The organism is Streptomyces sp. NPDC048288, assembly GCF_043201555.1.
In the GTDB taxonomy this organism is placed as follows: Bacteria; Actinomycetota; Actinomycetes; order Streptomycetales; family Streptomycetaceae; genus Streptomyces.
In genome coordinates, this window is record NZ_JBICZD010000026.1 from 40184 (window position 1) to 61159 (window position 20976).

Consider the following 20976-nt stretch of genomic DNA (forward strand, 5'->3'; position numbering starts at 1 on the left):
CCTTGTACGGACGGCGCCGGGTGCGGATGCGGGGGTGGTGTGAGTTCGTCGCGCTGTCCTGCGCCCAGGGGTGTGCACAGTCGTGCAGGCGGGCGAGAGGAGCAGGATATGCAACGTTCTACGCCGGGAACGTATGGAGTCGCCCGGTGAAGCGTCAAGGGTCGGGGGGCATCTCAAATGGTTACGATCCCGTAACGCGACTGACTCTTGGGCTTCATCGAGAGACCGGGGTGCATGCGCGGTTCGAGGCGCGAATCCAGGCTGGTAGAACGTTCGCCATAACTGTCTTAGGATGCGCCGCATGAACACTGCGGGGGACGAACGCATCATCGCGCGGGCGCAGTCGCCGGTCCGCACTCGGCGGGCCACCATGCAGGATGTGGCGCGGGAAGCGGGCGTCTCCGTATCGGCCGTCTCCAAGGTTGTTCGCGATGCCTACGGGGTCAGCCCGGACATGCGTGACCGTGTCAACGTGGCGATCGAGCGCCTGGGCTACCGTCCGCACGCCGGGGCGCGGGCGATGCGCGGCAGCACCTTCACGGTGGGCGTGGTGCTTCCCGACCTGTCCTCGCCGTTCCCCACCGAGGTAGCCCACGGCGTGAGCCAAGAGCTGGGCGACACGGCCTTCCAGGAGATCATCGCGCTGGGCGGCGTCGAGCCCAAGGTGCAGCGCAGGGCCGTCGAGGCATTGGTGGACCGCCATGTCGACGGGCTCGTCCTGGTCGCTCCCTGGGTCGAGGTGGCCTGGGTCGAGGAACTGGCTGTCCGCGTCCCGGTCGTGGCCGTCGCACTGCACGGCGCTCCGGAGAACTTCGACACGGTGACCAGTGACGACCGGCTGGGCGCCGCGCTGCTCGTCGATCACCTGGCCGCTCTCGGCCACCGCCGGATCGCTCACACCGCCATGCCCGACGGCCCGTTCCGGGAGCCTTTCGTGCTGTCCCACACGGCGCGTCGGCACGGCTACGAGGCGGCTGTGCGTCGTCGCGGCCTGGAGCCGGACGTCGTTGTCACCTCCTACAGCGAGGAAGGCGGATACGCGGCCGCCCGAGAACTGTTCTCCCGCGTCGAACCGCCGACGGCGATCCTGGCCGGAGCCGACGTCGCGGCCCTGGGTGTCCTGCGAGCGGCCGAGGAACGGGGTCTGTCCGTCCCCGGCGATGTGTCGATCGTGGGTTACGACAACATCATGCCCAGCCGGATCGGCAGGATCTCGCTGACCACCGTCGACCAGTCGGGGCCGCTGACGGGGTCGGTGAGCGCCCGACTGCTGCTGGAGCGCATCCAGGGCCGCGAGAGGCCCGTGCATTACGTCATCGCGCCACGACTCGTCCCGCGCTCCACCGCTGCGGCCCCGCCGCCCGTCGAGCCCTGAGAAGGCGGCGTGGCCGCAGTGGGCAAGGGAGGCCTTTCAGGGAATCGCCTCCCGAGCGCGCCGCGGCTCTCGTTGACACGGGTGCGGGGGTTCTCTAGCGTTATGTATAACGTTGCACGAACTGTGCTCACACCATGAAGGAAGCCGTGACCCACGCGCCGCACAGCAACCCGCACCACAAAGCACCGCACTGGACCGCCCAGTGGATCGCCAGGCCCGTACCGTCCGGGCAGCGTGTCCTGCGTGCCGTCGACGGTGACCACATCGCCTGGGCCGAACCGGGACACACCCTGTCGCAGTCCTTCACCGCTCCAGGTCCGGTCACCGCCGTCAATGTGGACGCGGTGCGGCCGGACGCGGAGAGCCCGGTGGCCGAGATCGAACTGTGTGACGAGGTCGGCAAGCCGATCGCTTCCACCACCGTCGGCACCGACCACATCGCCGTATGGGACCGCTTCACCAACTTCCTCGCCTTCGAGCCGCCGCTTCCGCCCGGCACGTACACGCTGCACCTGCGGTCGGTCTCGGGCAGGATCGGCTGGCGCGGGTTCGCGCAGGTCCCGGCGGGTGCCGCGGACGACGGCGTGTCGCCGACCCCGCTGACGGGCGCCGCCTGCCGTGACGGGTTGCCCGAGGGCGGACTCCGATGCGTCGGCGTCGAGACCGTGCCCGCACCCGACCCGGTCTTCCGCCGTCGCTTCACCCTCGACATCGAACCCTCCGCAGCACGCCTGTACGCGGTCGGCCTGGGCTACGGCCACTTCACCGTCAACGGACACCCCGTCACCGATGCCGTACTGGAGCCGGCTCCGACGGCGTACGACAAGACGGTGCTCTACCGGGAGTACGACGTCACCGCACTGCTGAGGAAGGGCCGGAACGAGATACAGGCCGCCCTCGGCCGGGGCTTCTTCGCGGCGCGCGGCGGCAGCACCTGGGGCTGGAACCTGGCCCCCGCACACCGCGAGCCGATGATGCTCGCCCAGCTCGAATGGTCGGACAGCGAGGGCGGAACCGGACGACTGGTCTCGGACGACAGCTGGGAGACCGCCGCCGGCGAGGTGGTCAGTGATGTCCTCTACACGGGCGTCACTCACGACCCGGCAGCCGCGGCCCGCGCGCCCTGGACGGCGGCCGCGGTGGTCACCGGGCCGGGCGGACGCCTTGTCCCCGCCGAACTGCCGCCGATCCGCCGCTTCGCTCCGCTGGTGCCGGTGTCAGTGACCTCGCATCCGACCGACGGCACGGTGTACGACTTCGGGGTGACGATCGCCGGGCGGGCGGCGCTCACCCTGACCTCGGACCATGCTGGCGCGGAGATAGTGGTCCGGTACGGGGAGACCCTGGACGCGCACGGCGCCGTGTTCTGCGACAACATCCTCGCGGCGGGCGAGGCCCAGACCGACCGCTATGTGACCACCGGTACCGAGCAACAAGCACTCTGGGAGCCGGAGTTCACCTACAAGGGCTTCCGCTACGCCAGTGTCCGGGTCGTCGGCGCGGCGGCACGCGTGGAGAGCGTCGCCGCCGTGCCCCTGCACACCGATGTCCAGCGGATCGGCTCCTTCGACTGCGACGAACCCACCCTCGCCTGGATCGACGCCGCCACCGCCCGTACCTTCCTGAACAACCTGCACGGCATCCCCACCGACACCCCCGTGTACGAGAAGAACGGCTGGACCGCCGACGCCCATCTGGCCACGGAAGCCCTCCTGCACCACTTCGATCTCCGCACCACCTTCGCCAAGTGGGTGGACGACCATGTCGACGCCCAGGACGCCGATGGCACCGTGCCCACGATCGTCCCCACGCCGGGTTGGGGCCGTGGCCTCGATCCGGCGTGGAGCGCCTCGATCGTTCTCGTTCCGTGGAACCTGTACTGGGAGTACGGCGACCGGCAGCTGCTGAGCCGACAGTTTCCCGCTCTGCGCGCATACGCCGACCATGTCCTCGCGATCGCCGAGGGTGCCGGCCGGCTGTGGCCCCTGCACAGCTGGACCGACTGGCTGGCGCCGGGCCATGCCTTCGCCCCCGAGGGTGCGGCGCCGACCGGCACCATGATGGTCAAGCTCCTCGCCGACCGAATGGCCCTGATCTGCGCCGAACTCGGCGAGGAGGAGGCCCGGTCGAGGTACGAGTCCGCCTCCCGCGCCCTGGGCTCGGCCTACCACGCGGCCTACTTCGACCCCGCGAGCGGCTGTTACACAGCGCCGGTGTCCGGTGTGGGATACCGGCAGACCATGAACATCCTGCCGCTCGCCTTCGACGCCGTACCCGCCGAGCACGTCGCGACGGTGTTCCGGTCGCTCACCGAAGACCTGGAGCAGCGCACGGACGGGCACCTCGACTGCGGGGCCATCGGCGTCAAGTACCTTCCGCAGGTTCTCGGTTCCCACGGACGTCTCGATCTCGCGGTCACCGTCCTCACCCGGCCGACCCGGCCCGGCTGGGACGTGTGGCGACAGGCGGGCAGCGACACCCTGTGGGAGGCGTGGGGCCTCGATGCCCGCTCCCGCAGCCACTTCTTCCTGGGATCGGTCTCCGCCTGGATCCAGCAGCGCGTCGGAGGCCTGTCAGCCACCGCCCCGGGGTGGCGGACCTTCGACGTGAGCCCGCCGCACGACGACCGCGTCACCCGGGCCGACACCACCCACCGCACCCCGTACGGCGAGATCCGTGCCGCTTGGCAGCGGGCGGGGGAGCGGTGGACGGTTCACGTCACCGTCCCCGAGGGCACGCTCGCCACCGTACGGCTGCCGGGGCACGAACCGGTCGAACTCCGGGGCGGCACCTATGAGCTGACGTGATAGCCGGCCGTGGAACGCTTCGGGGCCCGCGCACGCGATGTGCACGGGCCCCAGGGCGTTCCGGCTCCAGCGAGGATCAGCCCGTCGTCACCGCCGTCGACCCCGTCTCGGACAGGAACGCCCGCTCCGCACTGCGCAGCGTCCGCACCGGTCCCGCCAGGGTGAACTCCCCGGTGAGCCGCTTGTCGTCCGAGTCGAGCCCGAGGAACAGCTCACCCGCGCTCGGCCGCACCGCGAACGCCCCGTCGGTCCCGGTGCACCCCAGCTGGGAGGCGTCCACCGTGAACGTGACCCGCCGTCGCTCGCCCGGCGCCAGCTCGACGCGCTCGAACCCGGCGAGCTGCTGGGCCGGCCGGGTCAGTCCCGCCGTGCGCAGTCCCACGTACAACTGGACCACCGTCGCGCCGGACCGAGCACCGGAGTTGGCGGCGACGGCCGAGACGGTGAGCCGTCCGTCCGTGGCCACTTCGGCCTCGTACGACAGCTCGCTCAGCTCGAAGGAGGTGTAGCCGAGACCGTGTCCGAAGGGGTAGAGGGGAGCGGCGGTCATGTCCAGGTAGTGGTGGGGGTTGTGCGGGGCGACCGGCTTGCGGTACCCGGTGCCGGCGGGCTGGTGGTGGTACACCGGGATCTGGCCGGTGTGGCGGGGGACGCTGTACGGCAGCTTGCCGCTCGGGTCGACCGCGCCGAACAGCACCTCGGCCACCGCGCTCGTCCCGAACGGACCGCCGAACGGGGCGATCACCAGGGCCTGCGCCGAGCGCACCACGTCGGGCAGGGTGTACGGGCGGCCCTGGAAGAGGACGACGACCAGCGGCTTCCCGGTCGCCGCGACCGCCTCCGCGAGACGTGTCTGCACGCCGGGCAGGCTGATGTCCGCGGTGTCGGAGTCCTCGCCCTCCGTCCGGTCACCGGTGAACCACAGGCTGGCCCCGCCCAGCGCGAGGACCACCACATCGCAGTCCTCGGCGGCACGCACCGCGGCCGCGACCGCCGCCGCCTCGTCGTCCAGCTCGCGGATCAGTCCGCACCCCGGCTCGACCGTCACCGACCGCGCGAACTCGCCGATCTCCTCGCCCAGGGGCCTGGCTCCGTAGCGGGTTCGGGCGAGTTGCTCGGGGTCGGCGGCCTCCAGGACGGTGGTGAACCAGGAGGCCTCCGGGGTCTGGGCCCCGGCCATGGTGCCGGCGGCCCCCTCCATGACGCCGTTGACCGCCTCCCGCCAGGCCGGGAAGGTGTAGGCGGGGAACTGGCGCAGCACGGTGTCCGCGTGCGGGCCGAGCACGGCCACGTGCAAGGACCGGTCCGCGGGCAGCGGCAGCAGGCGGGTGTCGTTGGCCGCGAGGACGACGGCCCGCCGGGCGAGTTCACGGGACAGCTCGCGCCCCTCGGTGGCGGTGGCCCGCACGTCGATCGTCTCGTGGGGGTACGGGTTCTCGAACAGGCCGAGCGCGAACTTCGCCCGCAGCACCCGCAGGACCGAGGTGTCGACGACACTCTCGTCCAGCTCCTTGTTCCGCACCAGCTCCGCGAGTCCCTCCCCGTAGCCGTACGGGGCGGGGAACTCGACGTCGAGGCCCGCGGTGAGGGCGAGCCGCGCCGCCTCGGCCGGTGTGGCGGCGGCCTTCTGGACGTCCACCGCAAGGGGCAGGGAGTCGTAGTCGGAGGAGACGAAGCCGTCGAAGCCCAGGACGTCCCGGAGCAGGGTGGTGAGGACGGAGCGGTCGAGACTCACGGGTACGCCGTCCATGGCGGCGTAGGAGTTCATCACCGAGCCGAGTCCGGCCAGGTGGATGGCCGCCTCGAAGGGATAGGCGTAGAGGTCGCGCAGGCGGCGCGGACCGAGATCCACCGACGCCTGGTTACGGCCGCCGAGCGAGGCCGCGTATCCGAGGAAGTGCTTCGCCGTGGCGATGACACCCTCGCGCAGGTCGTCGCCCTGCATGCCCTGGGTGTAAGCGACGGAGAGCGCGGCGGCGAGGTAGGGGTCCTCGCCGTACGTCTCGTGGACGCGGCCCCAGCGGGGGTCGAGGGCGATGTCCATCACCGGGGAGAGGACATGCGCGATGCCGGCGCGGCGCAGCTGCCGGCGGGTCAGGTCGCTCATCGCCCGGACGAGGTCGGGGCTGAAGGTGGCGCCGAGGCCGATCGCCGTCGGGTACACCATGTGACCGCCGGCCAGCGGGCCGTTGAGGGCCTCGGCGTGGAACAGGGCCGGGATGCCGAGGCGGGTGCGGGTCAGGAACTGCCGCTGTACCGCGCCGACCAGGCGTGCCAGCTGCGCGGGGTCGTCGGTGATCAGCTGGGCGATGTGTCCCGGCGGGCAGCTTGCGAGCAGTTCCTGAGCGGATCCGGGGAGCACGGAGCCGTCAGGGTTGACGAAGGTCCAGGGCAGGAAGGAGCTGAGCTGCCCGCACTTCTCCTCCAGGGTCATCTGCCGCAGCAGTAGCTCGGCGCGCTCGGACGCGGACAGGGAGGCGTCGAGGTGGGGCAGGGGCGTGGTGCCGGGGGCAGCGGGAGAAGGGGGCACGGGCATGGTCCTCGTTCCAGGAGGCAGGCGCTGGGCGGGCGAGGAGCGGAGGTCTGTCCGGGACGCGGGTCGGCTCTTGACGGCCATGGGACCTCGCGTCTAACGTCCGCCTGTCGCATGGTCGTAGAACGTTACACATCAGGAGTCGTGATGTACAAGTCCTTCCGCCCGGGCCAGACCTGGCTCGACACCAAGGGAGAGCGCATCCAGGCCCACGGCGGTTCGGTCCTGTACGAGGGTGGCGTCTGCTACTGGTACGGCGAGAACAAGGAGCACACCAAGCCGGGCAGCGGCGTGTGGACCTCGGGCATCCGCTGCTACTCCTCCACCGACCTCTACAACTGGGAGGACCGCGGCCTGATCGTCCCGCCCGTCCTCGACGACCGGGACCACCCCCTGCACCCCGCCCAGAAGGTCGACCGCCCGCACATCCTGCGCAACCCCCGCACGGGCAAGTACGTCTGCTGGATCAAGATCATGGGAGCGGACGGGGTCCAGCGCTCCACCGTCCTCACCGCCGACTCGATCCTCGGCCCCTACGACGTGGTCCGCACCGGGCTGCAGCCGCTCGGGATGAGTGCCGGTGACTTCGACCTGGCCGTGGACCCGTGGGACGGCAAGGGCTACTACTACTTCGAGCGCGTCCACTCCGAGCTGATCTGCGCCGACCTGACGGACGACTACACCGGCGTGACCGGCTACTACTCCACCCACTTCCCGCTCCGCCGACCCCCGTTCGTCCGTGAGGCCCCCGCCCACTTCCAGCGCGACGGGCGGCACTACCTCATCACGTCGGGAACCACCAGCTACTACCCGAACCGCTCCCAGGTCGCCGTGGCCGACACCTGGCACGGTCCGTGGACCGTCCTCGGCGATCCGCACCCGGGCGACCCCGCCGGGACCTCCTACCGCACCCAGGTCAGCTCGGTCTTCCGGCATCCGGAGCGCCCCGACCTCTACATCGCGCTCGCCGACCGCTGGCTTCCGCATCTGTCTCCCGAGGAGTCGGACCAGAATCAGATCTTCGACGAGATGTTCTCCGCGCAGGAAAGGGGCCTGCCCGGGCCGGACTTCACCGAGCCCGAGGCGGACACCTCGGTGGCCGACTACGTGTGGCTCCCGATCCGTTTCCGGGCGGAGGACGGGATGCCGGTGATCGACTGGCGCGACGAGTGGACACTCGACGGCGACCTCCAGTGACGACCGACGGGCCGGGGCCGGCAACCGGCTCCAGGGCACCAGCCTGGTGACCCACCCCCTTCCGTATAACGATGCATGAGGCCGGCGGCGGCCCTGACCGAGAGCTCCCAGCCCCGGGCGGAATCCTGGCCCCGTCCGGCAGTTCACCGATCTGACCCGGTCGGCCCCTCCCCTTCGAGCAGGTCGGCCTCGACACCCCATGGAGTACCCCGCATGGCGATGGCCGCCGCCCCTGCCCAGCCGCGGTTCGAGCACCGCACCGAGTCCGGCCCGGTGCTGGGCCTCGGGAACCCGTCCCCGCGCCTCAGCTGGACGCTCCCCTCGGCCGCTGCCGATTTCAGACAGACCGCGTACGAGGTGGAGGTGCGCCGGGAGACCGGCGTCGCCGCCTACCGGGTGGAGAGCGGGGAGCAGGTGCTCGTGCCGTGGCCGGCCACCCCGCTCGGCTCGCGGGAAGCCGCCGCGGTGCGGGTCCGGGTCGCCCACGGGGGCGACTGGAGTCCGTGGAGCGAACCGGCCGTCGCCGAGTGCGGCCTGCTCGAACCGGGGGACTGGAGCGCGCGGTTCATCACCCCGGCCGCCGCGGACGGCCTCGGCGGACAGGGCGACCCCGCCCCGGTGCTCACCGGACGGTTCACCCTGCCCGGCCGGATCCGCAAGGCCCGCCTGTACATCACCGCGCACGGCCTGTACGTGCCGGTCCTCAACGGGACGCGGGTCGGCGACGAGTTCCTCGCGCCCGGCTGGACCGCGTACCAGCACCGGCTGCGCTACCAGACCCACGACGTCACCGGCCTGGTGACGGAAGGGGAGAACATCCTCGAAGTGCCGCTCGGCAACGGCTGGTTCCGCGGCCGTATCGGATTCTTCGAGCAGCGGGGCTTCTACGGGGACCGGCTCGCCCTGCTCGCCCAGCTGGAGGTCACGACCGACGACGGGAGCATGCATCGGTTCACGACCGGCGCGGACGGCTCCTGGACGGCACGGGAGAGCGAGATCCTCGCCGACGACCTCTACGACGGCCAGATCACCGATCTGCGCCGCGCGGGCCCCGCCTTCCCGCACCGCACCGGTTCGGTCGAGGTGGTCGACGCGGATCTGGGCGGCCTGGTCGCCCCCGACGGGCCGCCGATCCGTGTCACCGAGACCGTTCCCGCTCAGAAGGTGTGGACCTCCCCGATGGGCCGGACCTTGGTCGACTTCGGCCAGAACCTGGTCGGCTGGGTCCGGCTTCGGGTGCGTGGGGCCGCCGGTGCCGAGGTGACGGTCCGTCACGCCGAGGTCCTGGAGAACGGCGAGCCGGCGACCGCTCCGCTGCGTGGCGCGAAGGCGGCCGACACCTACTACCTCGCCGACGACGTGGCCGAGCAGACCCTCGAACCCACCTTCACCTTCCACGGCTTCCGATACGCCGAGGTGCAGGGCGTGGCGGGACTCGACGCGGCTGACCTCGACGCCGTGGTGCTCGGCTCCGACCTGCCCCGCTCCGGTTGGTTCTCCTCCTCGGACCCGCTGCTCGACCGCCTGCACGAGAACGTCGTCTGGGGCATGCGCGGCAACTTCCTCGACGTCCCCACCGACTGCCCGCAGCGCGACGAGCGCCTCGGCTGGACCGGTGACATCCAGGTCTTCGCCCCGACCGCCACCTACCTCCACGACGCGGCCGGCTTCCTCACGTCCTGGCTGGCCGACCTGGCCGCGGAACAGTATCCGGACGGCTCCGTCCCCTTCGTCATCCCCGATGTCCTGTGCACCCCCACCTGCGCCACGGCTGCCTGGGCCGACGCCGCCGTCCTCGTCCCCTGGGCCCTGTACGAGCGCACCGGCGACCGCGGCATCCTGCGCCGTCAACTGCGGAGCATGTGCGCCTGGGTGGACAAGGTGACCGAACTGGCCGGTCCCGACCGGGTGTGGGGAGGTGGATTCCAGTTCGGTGACTGGCTGGACCCGACCGCCCCCGAGGCCAATCCGTACGAGGCGCGGACCGACCCCGACCTCGTGGCCACGGCGTATTTCGCGCGCTCGGCCCAGATCCTCGCCGAGGCCGCCGCGCTGCTGGACGAGCCGGGCGTCGCCGAGAAGTACCGGGCGTTGGCCCAGGAGGTGCGGGCCGCCTTCGCCCGCACCTTCGTGACGGGCGCGGGCATCGTGCACTCCGACACCCAGACCGCCTACGCGCTGGCCATCGCCTGGGACCTGCTGCCCGAGGAACACCAGCGCAGGCTCGCCGGCCGACGGCTCGCGGACCTGGTGCGCACCGGCGGGTTCCGGATCGGCACCGGGTTCGTCGGCACGCCGATCGTATGCGACGCGCTGACCGCGACCGGTCACACCGAGGTGGCGTACCGGCTGCTCCTGCAGACCGGCTGCCCGTCCTGGCTGTACCCGCTGACCATGGGCGCGACCACCATCTGGGAGCGCTGGGACTCGATGCTGCCGGACGGGCGGGTCAACGGCAGCGGCATGACCTCCTTCAACCACTACGCCCTCGGCGCGGTCGCCGACTGGCTGCACCGCACCGTGGCCGGGCTCGCACCGGCGGCGCCCGGCTACCGGACCATCACCGTCCGACCGCTGCCGACCGCTGCGCTCACGCATGCCGCCACCCGTCACGTCACGCCGTACGGACCGGCCGCCGTGTCCTGGACGCGTCGGGACGGGCGATACCGGCTCGATGTGGAGGTGCCGGTCGGGGCCAGTGCCGAGATCCATCTGCCCGGCGGGGACGAACCCATCGTGGTCGGGCACGGCGCGTACCACTGGGAGTCGGCCGACCCCGTCGTATCCGCCGGCCGGCCAGAACCGGTCACCGTCCGTGACCTGTTGGACGACGCCCAGCGCTGGCCGGCGATCGTCGAAGCGGCCGCGGCCACCGGGGTCGCGCCGCGGGGCGAGGCCGAGGTGGCGGGCATGGTCAAGCCGTACCTCGATGCCCCGGCCGCGTTCATCGCGAAGGCGCTCGTCCCGCCGGAGAGCTTCCGGCCGGGCGGTGCCCTGGAGGAGCGGATCGCGGACATCCTCGGCGGCTGACAGCCGCCCCTACCTTCGCCCCTTCGCCTCTTCACCCCCTCATCGAGCACCATCCCCGCATCACCCGGCCCGTTCCGACGGGCCGGGCCACTGCCAACAACGACGTTGGATCCGGGAGACCACGTGTGCGACGACCGCACCCCTGACAGGCACCCGCCCTCCGTACCCGTCCGTGCGAGCCCCGCCGGGGCCGGAGGCGTTCTGAAGCCGGCCGGCAGGTCACTGCCCCACCTTGCCCTTCCCGGAGCCCCGCGGCGCGGGCCTCGACAGCGGAGGCCACACCGATGCCGAGGCAGGCCGGACTTCTGAGTATCCGGCCGGGGGCGCCACGCCTTCTGGCGCTCCATCGTCCTCACCGAACCGGCAAGGTATCCAATCCAGTCGGTGTTCGTGTCACCACCCGCACCTGGGACGCGGACCCGCTCTCAAGGCTGCCCGGAAGTGGAACACCGACCGGCCCCGCACGGCCGTCCGCGGCGGCCGGTGCACGCACGCACGAAAGCCCCGCGCACGCATCCTCGTGCCCGAACCGTGACTTCTCCGAACGACACAGTCTATTGACGCTCGGGAGGCCCGGAGTTACGGTCCCGTTCGTAAAACGTTACACACGCTGCGAAGGTGACGTCTTCCCTCTCGCGGTTCTCCCTCTCGCGTCACTTCCTTCTAAGGAGTCATGATGAGACGCGCACTTCCCCTGGCGGCCAAGGCCGTCGCCCCGCTGTCCGCGGCGGCCCTCCTGCTCACCGCCTGCACGGGCCAGGGCGCCGATGGCTCGGGTGCCGGCGCGGCGGGCGGCTCCACCAAGGACAAGCTGGTCCTCGGCATGACCGCCGACATCACCGGCTGGGACCCCTCCGCTCAGCCCGCCTACCAGGCATGGGGTTTCGAGGCGGCCTATGACACCCTGGTGAGCTGCAACAAGGACTGGAGCCTTGCTCCGGCCGCCGCCAAGAGCTGGGAGATCAGCGCCGACAAGAAGTCCTTCACCGCCCATCTGCGCTCGGGCATGAAGTTCTCCGACGGCACCCCGGTGACCGCCCAGACCGTGAAGGAGACCTTCGCGCCGCTGGCCAAGACGGCCTCGGACCGCTACGGCGGCATCAAGTTCGACATCCCCGACGCGCACACCGTCACCATCACCTGGCCCGACCCGCAGCCGCTGATGAACAGCCGGGTCTGCAACCCCAAGCTCGCCTCCGCCAAGTACCTCGCCTCCAAGGACAAGAACACCGCCCCGGTCGGCTCGGGCCCGTACACCTACGACGCCAAGGCGTCCACCGCCGGCTCGGTGTACGTCCTCAAGAAGAACCCCGACTTCTACGACGCCAAGAAGTACCCGTACAAGACCCTTGAACTGCGCGTCCTGAGCAGCGCCACCGCTGCTCTCAACGCACTGAAGACGGGGCAGATCGACGGCACCGTCGTCACCGCCGACACCTACAACGAGGCCAAGCAGTCGGCGAACGTCAACGTCATGGCGATCGAGTCCGGCGTCACCGCGATGATGCTCACCGACCACGAAGGCAAGAAGATCCCCGCCCTCAAGGACGTCCGCGTCCGCAAGGCCATGAACATGGTCTTCGACCGTGACCTCATCGCCAAGAATCTCTACAAGGGCCTCGCGTCACCGACGTACCAGTTCTTCAACAAGAAGGGTGCGGCCTACGTCAAGGACGCGGGCGACGCCTACCCGTACAACGTTGCCCAAGCCAAGAAGCTGATGAAGCAGGCCGGTTACGAGAAGGGCTTCACCCTCACCCTGCCCACCATGGAGGGCCAGGCGTGGACGGTGCTGCTGCCGTACGTCACCCAGCAGCTCGCCGAGCTGAACATCACGGTGAAGACCAAGACCCTGACCGGCGCCGACGCCATCAGCAAGCTCCTCAGCGGTGACTACCCGGCCCCGCTGTGGACCGTCGGCGCCAGCGCGGACTCCATCCAGGACATCTCGATCGGTGTGATCCCGGCCGGCTACTGGAACGTCTCCCACCAGTCCGACGCCACCGTCGAGAAGAACTGGAAGACCATCCTCACGGGCAGCGACAGCGAGTCCAGGACGGCTCAGCAGGCCATCGGCAGGTACGTCCTCGACAACGCGTGGTACGTCCCGCTGGTCAACCCGCAGGTCTTCTACGCGTACAGCGACAGCGTCAAGATCCCCAAGTCCACCGACCCGAACGACGCGCACCCGCTCCTGCGCGACTTCCAGTAGACGTCGGCTTTCCGTACCCGACGAACTGCGCCCATCCGAAGCGGCCGAACAGAACCCGAAGAAGACGAGGAACGGACCCTGTCATGCCCGCACTGCTCCTGAGACACCTGACGCGCGCCGCCGGGATCTTCCTGCTGGTGACCTTCTCCACCTTCTGCCTGATGTACGGGAATGGCGAAGGCGTCGCGAGAACCACGCTCGGCATGAGCGCGTCCGCCTCGGACGTGCGCCACCGGATGGTTGAACTCGGCCTGGACCGACCGCTGTTGGTCCAGTTCGGTGACTGGCTCCACGGGGTCTTCACCGGAGACCTCGGACACTCCTACCTCTCCGGCCAGTCCGTGGCCGGGGCGCTGGAGGTCCGAGTCCCGGTGACTCTCGCGCTGACCCTGCTCACCCTCGTCCTCACCGCCGTCCTCAGCGTCGTCCTCGGCGTCACGGCGGCGGTGCGCGGTGGCTGGGTGGACCGGGTGGTGCAGTTCCTCTCCGTGCTCGGCACCGCGGTCCCCTCCTTCATCGTCGCGATCGCCCTGGTCTTCGCCTTCGCTGTGCACTTCAGGGCTTTCCCGGCCACCGGATACACCTCACCCGAGGTCGGCATGGGCGCCTGGATCTCCTCCGTGACCCTGCCGGTGCTGGCTCTGCTCATCGGCTCCGTGGCCGGTGCCGCCGTCCAGTTCCGGGCGGCGGTGCTCGACAACCTGGGGCGGGACTACGTCCGTACGCTGCGCTCCCGTGGTATCCCCGAGCGGCAGGTGATCTTCCGGCACGTCCTGCGCAACGCGGGTGGTCCCGGCCTCACCGTGCTCAATCTGCAACTCATCGGCACGCTGGGCGGCGCCGTCTTCGTCGAGCAGATCTTCGCCCTGCCGGGCATGGGCCAGCTCGGCAACCTCTCCGCCCAGTCCGGAGACGTGCCCATGGTGATGGGAACGGTCCTCGTCACCATCGTGATCGTGATCGTCGTGAACATCCTCGGCGACCTGGCCACCATGTTCCTCAACCCGAAGGCGAGAATCCGATGACCGCGCCCGATCCGGAGCCGGCAGCCGCGGCAGCCGCGGCAGCTTCGGCTTCTTCGACCGAACGACCCCTGCTCGTGAGGTTGTTGCACAACCCGCAAGCCGCGATCTGTCTGGTGTTCGTGACCTTCGTCGGGCTCGTCGCGATCTTCGCGCCGCTCCTCGCCCCGTACAGCGCCACCTTCACGGACCTCAAGGCCGTGGACGCCCCCGTGTTCTCCTCCGGGCACCTCCTCGGCGGTGACGCCTCCGGCCGCGATGTGCTCTCCCGCCTCATCTGGGGAACTCGGCAGAGTGCGCTCGCCAGCCTCATCGTCCTCGGTGTCTCCCTGGCCGTCGGTGCCGTCAGCGGCCTGGTGGCGGGCTTCTACCGGGGCCGCTTCGAGGCCGTCTCCGGCTTCGCCACCGATGTCGTGATGTCGCTGCCCGGCGTCGTCCTCCTCATCGCCCTCTATTCCCTGACCGGTCCCGACATCCCCGTCGCCATGAGCGTGTTCGGCCTCCTGGTGGCCCCTGGCTACTACCGCCTCGTGCGCGGCGTCGTGGTCGGCGTGCGCGGCGAGCTGTACGTGGACGCGGCTCGCGTCGTCGGCCTCTCCGACCTGCGCATCGTCGGGCGCCATGTGCTGTGGGCGGTACGCGTCCCGGTCGTCATCCAGAGCTCCTTCGTCCTCGCCGCCGGTATCGGCATCGAGGCCGGTGTCACCTTCCTCGGCCTCGGCGACGCCAACGCCGGCTCCTGGGGTGTGGTGCTGCAGCAGGCCTTCGAGAACGTCTACAACAATCCGGTGGGGATCGTCTGGCCGGCCCTGGTGATCAGCCTCACCATCCTGTCGCTGATCCTGCTCGGCAATGCCCTCAGCGATGTCCTGCAGGCATCCGCCCGCAGCAAGCCGGTGACCGCCAGGCAGCGCAGGGCGGCGCTCGCCCGCGTGGCTGCCGAGGGGAAGCAGCCGGCCCCCGCCGCACAGGAGGCCATCCTCTCCCTGCGGGGACTGCGCATCGCCTACCCCCAGGGCGAGGAGATGCGTGAGGTGGTCCACGGAGTCGACCTGGACGTGCGACGCGGAGAGATCCACGGCCTGGTCGGCGAGTCCGGGTCGGGCAAGTCCCAGATCGTCTTCTCGGTCCTCGGCATCCTGCCCCGTGAGGCCCTCACCCTGGCGGGCAGCGTCCACCTCGACGGAGCCGACCTGCTCGCCGACGAGCGCCTGATGCGCGCCGCCCGAGGGCGCCGTATCGCGTATGTCCCCCAGGAGCCGATGTCCAACCTCGACCCCTGCTTCACCATCGGCCGCCAGCTCCTGTACGGGCTGCGGGCCACCACCGACCTCGGGCCCGACGGGGCCAGGGAGCGCATCGTCGCCCTGCTCACCCGGGTCGGCATCAAGGACCCCGAGCGTGTCATGGGGCTCTACCCGCACCAGATATCCGGCGGTATGGCGCAGCGTGTCCTGATCTGCGGCGCGGTCGCCTCCGACCCCGACGTGATCGTCGCCGACGAGCCGACCACCGCCCTCGACGTCACGGTGCAGGCCGAAGTCCTGGAACTGATGCGTGAACTGGCCCGGGAACGCGGCCTCGCCATGATCATCGTCACCCACAACCTGGGCGTGGTCGCCGACCTGTGCGACACCGTCAGCGTCATGAAGGACGGCCGGATCGTCGAGCGGGCCGCGGTGGACGACCTGTTCGACGCACCGCGCGAGCCGTACACCAAGGAACTGCTTTCCGCCTCCCGCCGCGTCGAGCTGATGGAGATCGAGACCCCGTGACCGAACCCGTATCCGTCGCCGCCCCGCTGCTCAAGGTCGAGAACCTGGTGGTTCGCTTCGCCGAACGCCGGGGCCGCGGCAAGACCGTCATCGACGGCGTCAGCTTCGACCTCGCCCCTGGTGAGACGCTTGGCCTGGTCGGCGAGTCCGGCTCCGGCAAGACCACCATCGGCCGCGCGATCCTGGGCCTCGCCCCGGTCAGCGGCGGCGTGATCACCTTCCGTGGCGAGACCATCAGCAATGTCTCCCGCGCCCACCGGCGGAAGACCGCCAGCGACATCCAGGTCGTCTTCCAGGACCCCTACTCGTCGCTCAACCCCTCCATGACCGTGGGCAGCATCCTGGTCGAACCCCTCGACGCGGCCGGCGTCGAGGGCGCCGCCGCGCGTATCCGCGAGCTCCTCGACGCGGTCGGCCTCCCCGCGGACGCCGCCCGACGCTTCCCGCGCGAATTCTCCGGCGGTCAGCGTCAGCGCGTCGCCATCGCCCGCGCCCTGGCCCTGTCCCCGGCGGTCATCGTCTGCGACGAGCCGACCAGCGCCCTGGACGTCACCACCCAGGCCAAGGTGCTCACCCTGCTCAAGGACATCCAGCGCGAGACCGGCGTCGCGTATGTCTTCATCAGTCACGACCTCGGCGTCGTCAACGACATCAGCGACCGCACAGCCGTTCTGAACGACGGCAGGATCGTCGAGCTGGGGGACGCCGCACAGGTTGCCACGGCGCCGGTCCATCCGTACACACGCCGTCTCCAGATGGCGGCCCCGGTCGCCGACCCGAAGAGGCAGCGCGAACGCCGCGCTGAGCGGCTCGCGGTCCTGCGGACACCTTGAGGAGCGCCGGCCCTCAAATGTTGAGTGACCCTTGATTTTGGACCCAATTGTTTCGCTCGGGATCTTCAAAGTGAGGGGCCAAATCCATATGATGCTCGAACTTCGCTGAGTTCTGCCGGTGTCGCTCGCCGGTCTTCACGGCGTGACAAGGAGGTCACCGTGAATGCGTCGCTGCTGGCGCCCGCTCCCGACAGGGAGGACATCGGGGTGCCGTCCCCGAGGGTCGGCCTCGTCCGCAACGGGATCGGTCTCACCGCCGCCAACCTGGGCACCTTCGTTCTCATCAACGCGATGGGCAGTGTGCTCCTGCCGACGGTCATCGCCGACAGCGCGGGGGAGTCGGGCAAGGAGAGCTGGTACGGCGTCGTCACCTCGGCAGCGGCCGTGGTCGCCCTCTTCGTGAGCATGGCCACGGGAATCCTCTCCGACCGGACCCGCAGCCGCCTCGGCCGCCGCGCACCGTGGGTCCTCGGCGGCGCCCTCGGAGTCGCCGGGGCGATGACGGTGCTCGGCCTGGCCACCGGGCCCTGGTCGATCCTGGTCGTCTGGTGCCTCGTGCAGGCCTGTGTCGCCGCGCTCCAGGCCGCGCTAGGCCCGGTCATCGCCGAGCGCGTCCCGTTGCACCGGCGCGGCCTGCTGTCCGCCGTCTCCGCGCTGGTCACGAGTTCCGCCGCGATAGGCGCCGGCTTTCTCGGCGCGATGTACGTGCATCACCCGGCGTCCGGCTTCCTGGTTCTCGCCGCGTTCGTGCTGACCGGCGCCGTGCTGTTCGTGGTGGTCGCACCCGACCACCCCGGCAGGGGCGCGGCCGCGGCGGCCACGGCAGCCCGGGAGCCCGGCCCGTCGGTGTGGCGCGGGCTGCTCACCGTCTTCCAGGTGCCGAACCTGCGCTGGACCTGGCTCGGCCGGTTCCTCGTGACGCTCGCCTACCAGCTCATCCAGACCCGGATGCTGTACCTCCTGCAGGACCGCTTCGGGCTCGGGCTCGACGACGCGGCCACGGCGGTGGCCACGATCACCGCGAGTGCGGGGCTGTTCACCGTGGTCGGCCTTGTCGTCTCCGGCCCGCTCTCGGACCGCTTCGGGCGCAGGCCCTTCGTATATTTCGGCGGGGTGGGCTGCGCCGTCGGCTTCGCCCTGGCCGTGTTCACCGGCACGCAGGGGCAGTTCACGATCGCCTGGGCCGTGGTCTCGCTCTCCTTCGGCGCGTTCATGGGCGTCGACGCCGCGCTGGCCGCCGACGTCCTGCCGGACGTGCAGGACGCCGCCCGCGACCTGAGCCTCATCAACACCGCCAACACCCTGCCGCAGACCTTCGCCCCGGTGCTCGGCTCGGTGCTCCTCGGCGCCGCGGGCGGCGCGTACACCGTGCTCCTCGTCATCGCGGTCGTCGCCTCGTTCCTCGCCGTTCCGGTCACGGCCCGGCTGAAGGGTGTGCGATGAGGCATGTGCCGATCGGTCTGCGCCGGCCTGGGTGCCGTGACCTCCTCGATAGCGTGACCGGATGACGCCGACGCAGCAGACACCGCCACCGGCGGGGACGCAGACGACGAACAAGCGCGGTCCGTACGCCCGCTCGCGCAGGCGGCGGGAGGAAATCGCCACGGCCGTCCTGGAACTGGTCGACGAGGTGGGGCACGAAGGTGTCACCACGGCGCTCGTGGCGAGCCGTTCGGGCACGGCCGAAGCAACCGTGCTCTACCACTTCCCCTCCAAGGACCAGTTGCTGATCGCCGCGCTGCGCCGGGCGGACGACCTCGCGGCCACCGGGATCGACCCGGACGCCGAGGACTTCGGCCTCGACCTGGAGGAACTCTCCCGGCATGTCGACGCGGCCATGGACGCCCAGCCGCGCCGGCAGCGCCTGACGGAGATGATGCGCGGGCAGGCGGCCACCGAGGGGCATCCCGCGGCGGAGTACTTCCGTGAACTGCACGAGCGGGCCGTCACCGTGCACGCCCGGATCATCAGCAACCGGCAGCGGGCCGGACTCGCGCATCCCGGCCTTGACCCACGGACGGTGGCCCGTCAGGTCATCGCCCTGTGGGGCGGACTCGGTGCCATGCGCATCGTCGACCCGGCCCTCCGGATCGGCCCCTTGCTCGGTGACGGAATCCGGCGCCTGAGCGGAGAGAACGTGATGCAGATACGCGCCCTCCTGGACGACCCGGGCGTGGGCCTGTGACCAAGGGGACAGCAGTGGACCACGGAGACTTCGGTCGGCCGTACACCGACATCGACGAATGGCGCACCGAACCCGTGCCGCACCGCTACATCCACGGCGGCTTCGACAACCACGCCACCCGCTTCTCCTTCTACTTCCCGCCGGCCGGGCAGTATGAGGGCCGCTTCTTCCAGCACATCACTCCTGTCCCGGAGAGCGAGCACCTGGCGCAGACGGCACGCGGCCAGGAGGACCGCATCTCCTTCGCCGCCGCGAGCGGCGCCTACTTCGTCGAGACGAACGGCGGCGGTGAGCAGTACGGCGAACCCGGCTCCGACGCCGACCCGACCATCGCCGCGTACCGGGCGAACGCGGCGGCCGCGGCCTACTCGCGGGAAGTCGCGCGACGGGTCTACGACAAGGACGGCGATGCCGGTCACGCCGGTGACCCGGGGCACCGCCCGTACGGCTACGCGTACGGCGGCAGCGGCGGCGGGTTCCGCACCATCGGGGCCGCGGAGAACACCGAGGGCGTCTGGGACGGCTTCGTGCCGTACGTGATCGGCAGCCCCATGGCCATCCCCAACGTGTTCAGCGTGCGCATGCACGCCCAACGCGTGCTGCGCGACCGCCTCGACGGCATCGTCGACGCGCTCGAACCGGGCGGCAGCGGTGACCCGTACGCGGATCTGACGCAGGAGGAGGCGGACGCCCTGCGGGAAGTGACCCGGATGGGCTTCCCCCTCGCGTCCTGGTACGGGCACCGCACCATGGGCACCCAGGCCTTCGCCGTCCTCTACCCGCATGTCCAGCAGGTGGACCCCGGCTACTTCACGGACTTCTGGACCGTGCCCGGGTATCTGGGCGCGGACCCCGACTCGTCCGTGCACCGGGACCGGCTGCGGCTGCGGGCCGAGGTGGCGGAAGCGCTCGACGCGGGCGGCACCGTGTCGGCGCGTGGGGGTGTCGACAACTCCTTCGCGGGGGCGCCCGATCAGCGGGCAATCACCGCCGTACGTCTCACGGCGCCCGCCCCGATCGACTGCGAGGGCGCGGAACTGGCGGTGGCCACCGGCGCCGCGGCCGGCGAACGGTTCAGCGTCAAGCACGTCCGCGGCGACCTGGTGACCCTCGACATCCAGGACCGCGGCCACAGCCTGCGCGGCCTCCTCCCCGGCGACGAGATCGACCTCGACAACAGCGGCTTCCTCGCCGCGCAGACCTACCACCGCCATCAGGTGCCGTCGGCGGACTTCACGGTGTGGGACCAGTTCCGGGACGCGCACGGAGACCCGATCCCTCCCCAACGGCCCGTGATCATGGGGCCGTTGTTCGCGCAGGCCGCGGCCGGTACGGTGCAGAGCGGCCGGATCGGCGGCAAGATGATCGTCGTCGCCTGCCTCGGCGACCGGGAGGCGTTCCCCTGGCAGGCCGACTGGTACCGCGGCAAGGTCCGCGCACATCTGGGCGACACCGAGACCGACCGCTTCCGGCTCTGGTACGTGGAGGCCGCCCTGCACGGCGACGAGGAGCGGCAGGAGCACCCCACCCGCACCGTCTCCTACCTCGGCGCCCTGCACCACGCGCTGCGCGACCTCGCCGCCTGGGTCGAGAAGGACGAGGCGCCGCCGGCGTCCACCCGCTACACCGTCGAGGACGGGCAGATCCGTGTGCCGGCCACCGCCGGCGAACGCGGCGGGGTACAGCCCGTGGTGCGCCTCACTGCCGACGGCGGTGCGTACGCCGAGACCGCGGTGGGTCAGGAAGTGCTGCTGCGCGCGGAGGCAGAGGTCCCCCGGGGCGCGGGACAGCTGGTCGCGCTCCAGTGGGACTTCGGAGGGGAGGAGGGCTTCCTCGTCACCCAGACGGGGGGCCAGGCCGTGGCCGAGCGGATCCACGCGTTCGGCGCGCCCGGCACGTACCTCGTCACCGTGCGGGCCCGGGCTCAGCGCGAGGGGGACGCGTCGACGCCGTTCGCCCGGACCGACAACCTGGCGCGGGTGCGCGTGGTGGTCCACTGACCCGCTG

General features: G+C 70.7%; 12 protein-coding genes. 11 read left to right on the forward strand and 1 reads right to left on the reverse strand.

Annotation, left to right across the window (positions count from 1 at the left end; translation table 11 throughout):
• Nucleotides 1–301 precede the first annotated feature (301 nt).
• Together ACGFZS_RS48380 and ACGFZS_RS48385 are read left to right on the forward strand one after the other, a co-directional pair.
• The gene (locus ACGFZS_RS48380) at nucleotides 302–1375 is read left to right on the forward strand and encodes a LacI family DNA-binding transcriptional regulator (RefSeq protein ID WP_393800600.1); all 1074 of its coding nucleotides are present in this window, start codon (nucleotides 302–304) and stop codon (nucleotides 1373–1375) included.
• Nucleotides 1376–1509: 134 nt separating this feature from the next.
• Entirely contained in the window at nucleotides 1510–4182 is a 2673-nt protein-coding gene (locus tag ACGFZS_RS48385; protein ID WP_393800601.1) for a family 78 glycoside hydrolase catalytic domain, read from the forward strand.
• Nucleotides 4183–4258: 76 nt separating this feature from the next.
• Here the strand turns inward: ACGFZS_RS48385 and ACGFZS_RS48390 are convergent, their stop codons facing one another.
• A complete protein-coding gene (locus ACGFZS_RS48390) occupies nucleotides 4259–6712 on the reverse strand; it encodes a glycoside hydrolase family 3 N-terminal domain-containing protein (protein WP_393800602.1) in 2454 nt (817 codons plus the stop codon).
• A 150-nt stretch (nucleotides 6713–6862) separates the two neighbouring features.
• Here ACGFZS_RS48390 and ACGFZS_RS48395 point away from each other — a divergent pair, with 150 nt between their 5' ends.
• From ACGFZS_RS48395 to ACGFZS_RS48435, 9 genes are all read left to right on the forward strand, one after another.
• Nucleotides 6863–7912 (forward strand): family 43 glycosylhydrolase, encoded by a 1050-nt coding sequence (locus ACGFZS_RS48395; RefSeq protein ID WP_393800603.1) that lies wholly within the window; start codon nucleotides 6863–6865, stop codon nucleotides 7910–7912.
• A 213-nt stretch (nucleotides 7913–8125) separates the two neighbouring features.
• On the forward strand, nucleotides 8126–10942 hold the full coding sequence (locus tag ACGFZS_RS48400) for a family 78 glycoside hydrolase catalytic domain (protein ID WP_393800604.1): 2817 nt from the start codon (nucleotides 8126–8128) through the stop codon (nucleotides 10940–10942).
• A gap of 676 nt (nucleotides 10943–11618) precedes the next feature.
• The gene (locus tag ACGFZS_RS48405) at nucleotides 11619–13154 is read left to right on the forward strand and encodes an ABC transporter substrate-binding protein (RefSeq protein ID WP_393800605.1); all 1536 of its coding nucleotides are present in this window, start codon (nucleotides 11619–11621) and stop codon (nucleotides 13152–13154) included.
• A gap of 83 nt (nucleotides 13155–13237) precedes the next feature.
• The gene (locus tag ACGFZS_RS48410; protein ID WP_393800606.1) at nucleotides 13238–14179 is read left to right on the forward strand and encodes an ABC transporter permease; all 942 of its coding nucleotides are present in this window, start codon (nucleotides 13238–13240) and stop codon (nucleotides 14177–14179) included.
• 74 nt (nucleotides 14180–14253) lie between these two features.
• A complete protein-coding gene (locus ACGFZS_RS48415) occupies nucleotides 14254–15951 on the forward strand; it encodes a dipeptide/oligopeptide/nickel ABC transporter permease/ATP-binding protein (protein ID WP_393800607.1) in 1698 nt (565 codons plus the stop codon).
• The gene (locus ACGFZS_RS48420; RefSeq protein WP_393800608.1) at nucleotides 15948–16784 is read left to right on the forward strand and encodes an ATP-binding cassette domain-containing protein; all 837 of its coding nucleotides are present in this window, start codon (nucleotides 15948–15950) and stop codon (nucleotides 16782–16784) included. Before ACGFZS_RS48415 ends, ACGFZS_RS48420 begins: the two co-directional genes overlap by 4 nt.
• A 159-nt stretch (nucleotides 16785–16943) precedes the next feature.
• Nucleotides 16944–18227: an MFS transporter gene (locus ACGFZS_RS48425; RefSeq protein ID WP_393800609.1), complete on the forward strand. Its 1284-nt coding sequence runs from the start codon at nucleotides 16944–16946 to the stop codon at nucleotides 18225–18227.
• 61 nt (nucleotides 18228–18288) lie between these two features.
• Entirely contained in the window at nucleotides 18289–18969 is a 681-nt protein-coding gene (locus ACGFZS_RS48430) for a TetR/AcrR family transcriptional regulator (protein ID WP_393800610.1), read from the forward strand.
• Between the two features lie 14 nt (nucleotides 18970–18983).
• Nucleotides 18984–20969, forward strand: a complete 1986-nt coding sequence (locus ACGFZS_RS48435) for a PKD domain-containing protein (RefSeq protein WP_393800611.1) — start codon at nucleotides 18984–18986, stop codon at nucleotides 20967–20969.
• Nucleotides 20970–20976 lie beyond the last annotated feature (7 nt).

Bases quoted from the DNA above. Each gene is read 5' to 3' on its own strand.
- ACGFZS_RS48380 (WP_393800600.1), top strand. From the start codon at position 302: ATGAACACTGCGGGGGACGAACGCATCATCGCGCGGGCGCAGTCGCCG.
- ACGFZS_RS48385 (WP_393800601.1), top strand. From the start codon at position 1,510: ATGAAGGAAGCCGTGACCCACGCGCCGCACAGCAACCCGCACCACAAA.
- ACGFZS_RS48395 (WP_393800603.1), top strand. From the start codon at position 6,863: ATGTACAAGTCCTTCCGCCCGGGCCAGACCTGGCTCGACACCAAGGGA.
- ACGFZS_RS48400 (WP_393800604.1), top strand. From the start codon at position 8,126: ATGGCGATGGCCGCCGCCCCTGCCCAGCCGCGGTTCGAGCACCGCACC.
- ACGFZS_RS48405 (WP_393800605.1), top strand. From the start codon at position 11,619: ATGAGACGCGCACTTCCCCTGGCGGCCAAGGCCGTCGCCCCGCTGTCC.
- ACGFZS_RS48410 (WP_393800606.1), top strand. From the start codon at position 13,238: ATGCCCGCACTGCTCCTGAGACACCTGACGCGCGCCGCCGGGATCTTC.
- ACGFZS_RS48430 (WP_393800610.1), top strand. From the start codon at position 18,289: ATGACGCCGACGCAGCAGACACCGCCACCGGCGGGGACGCAGACGACG.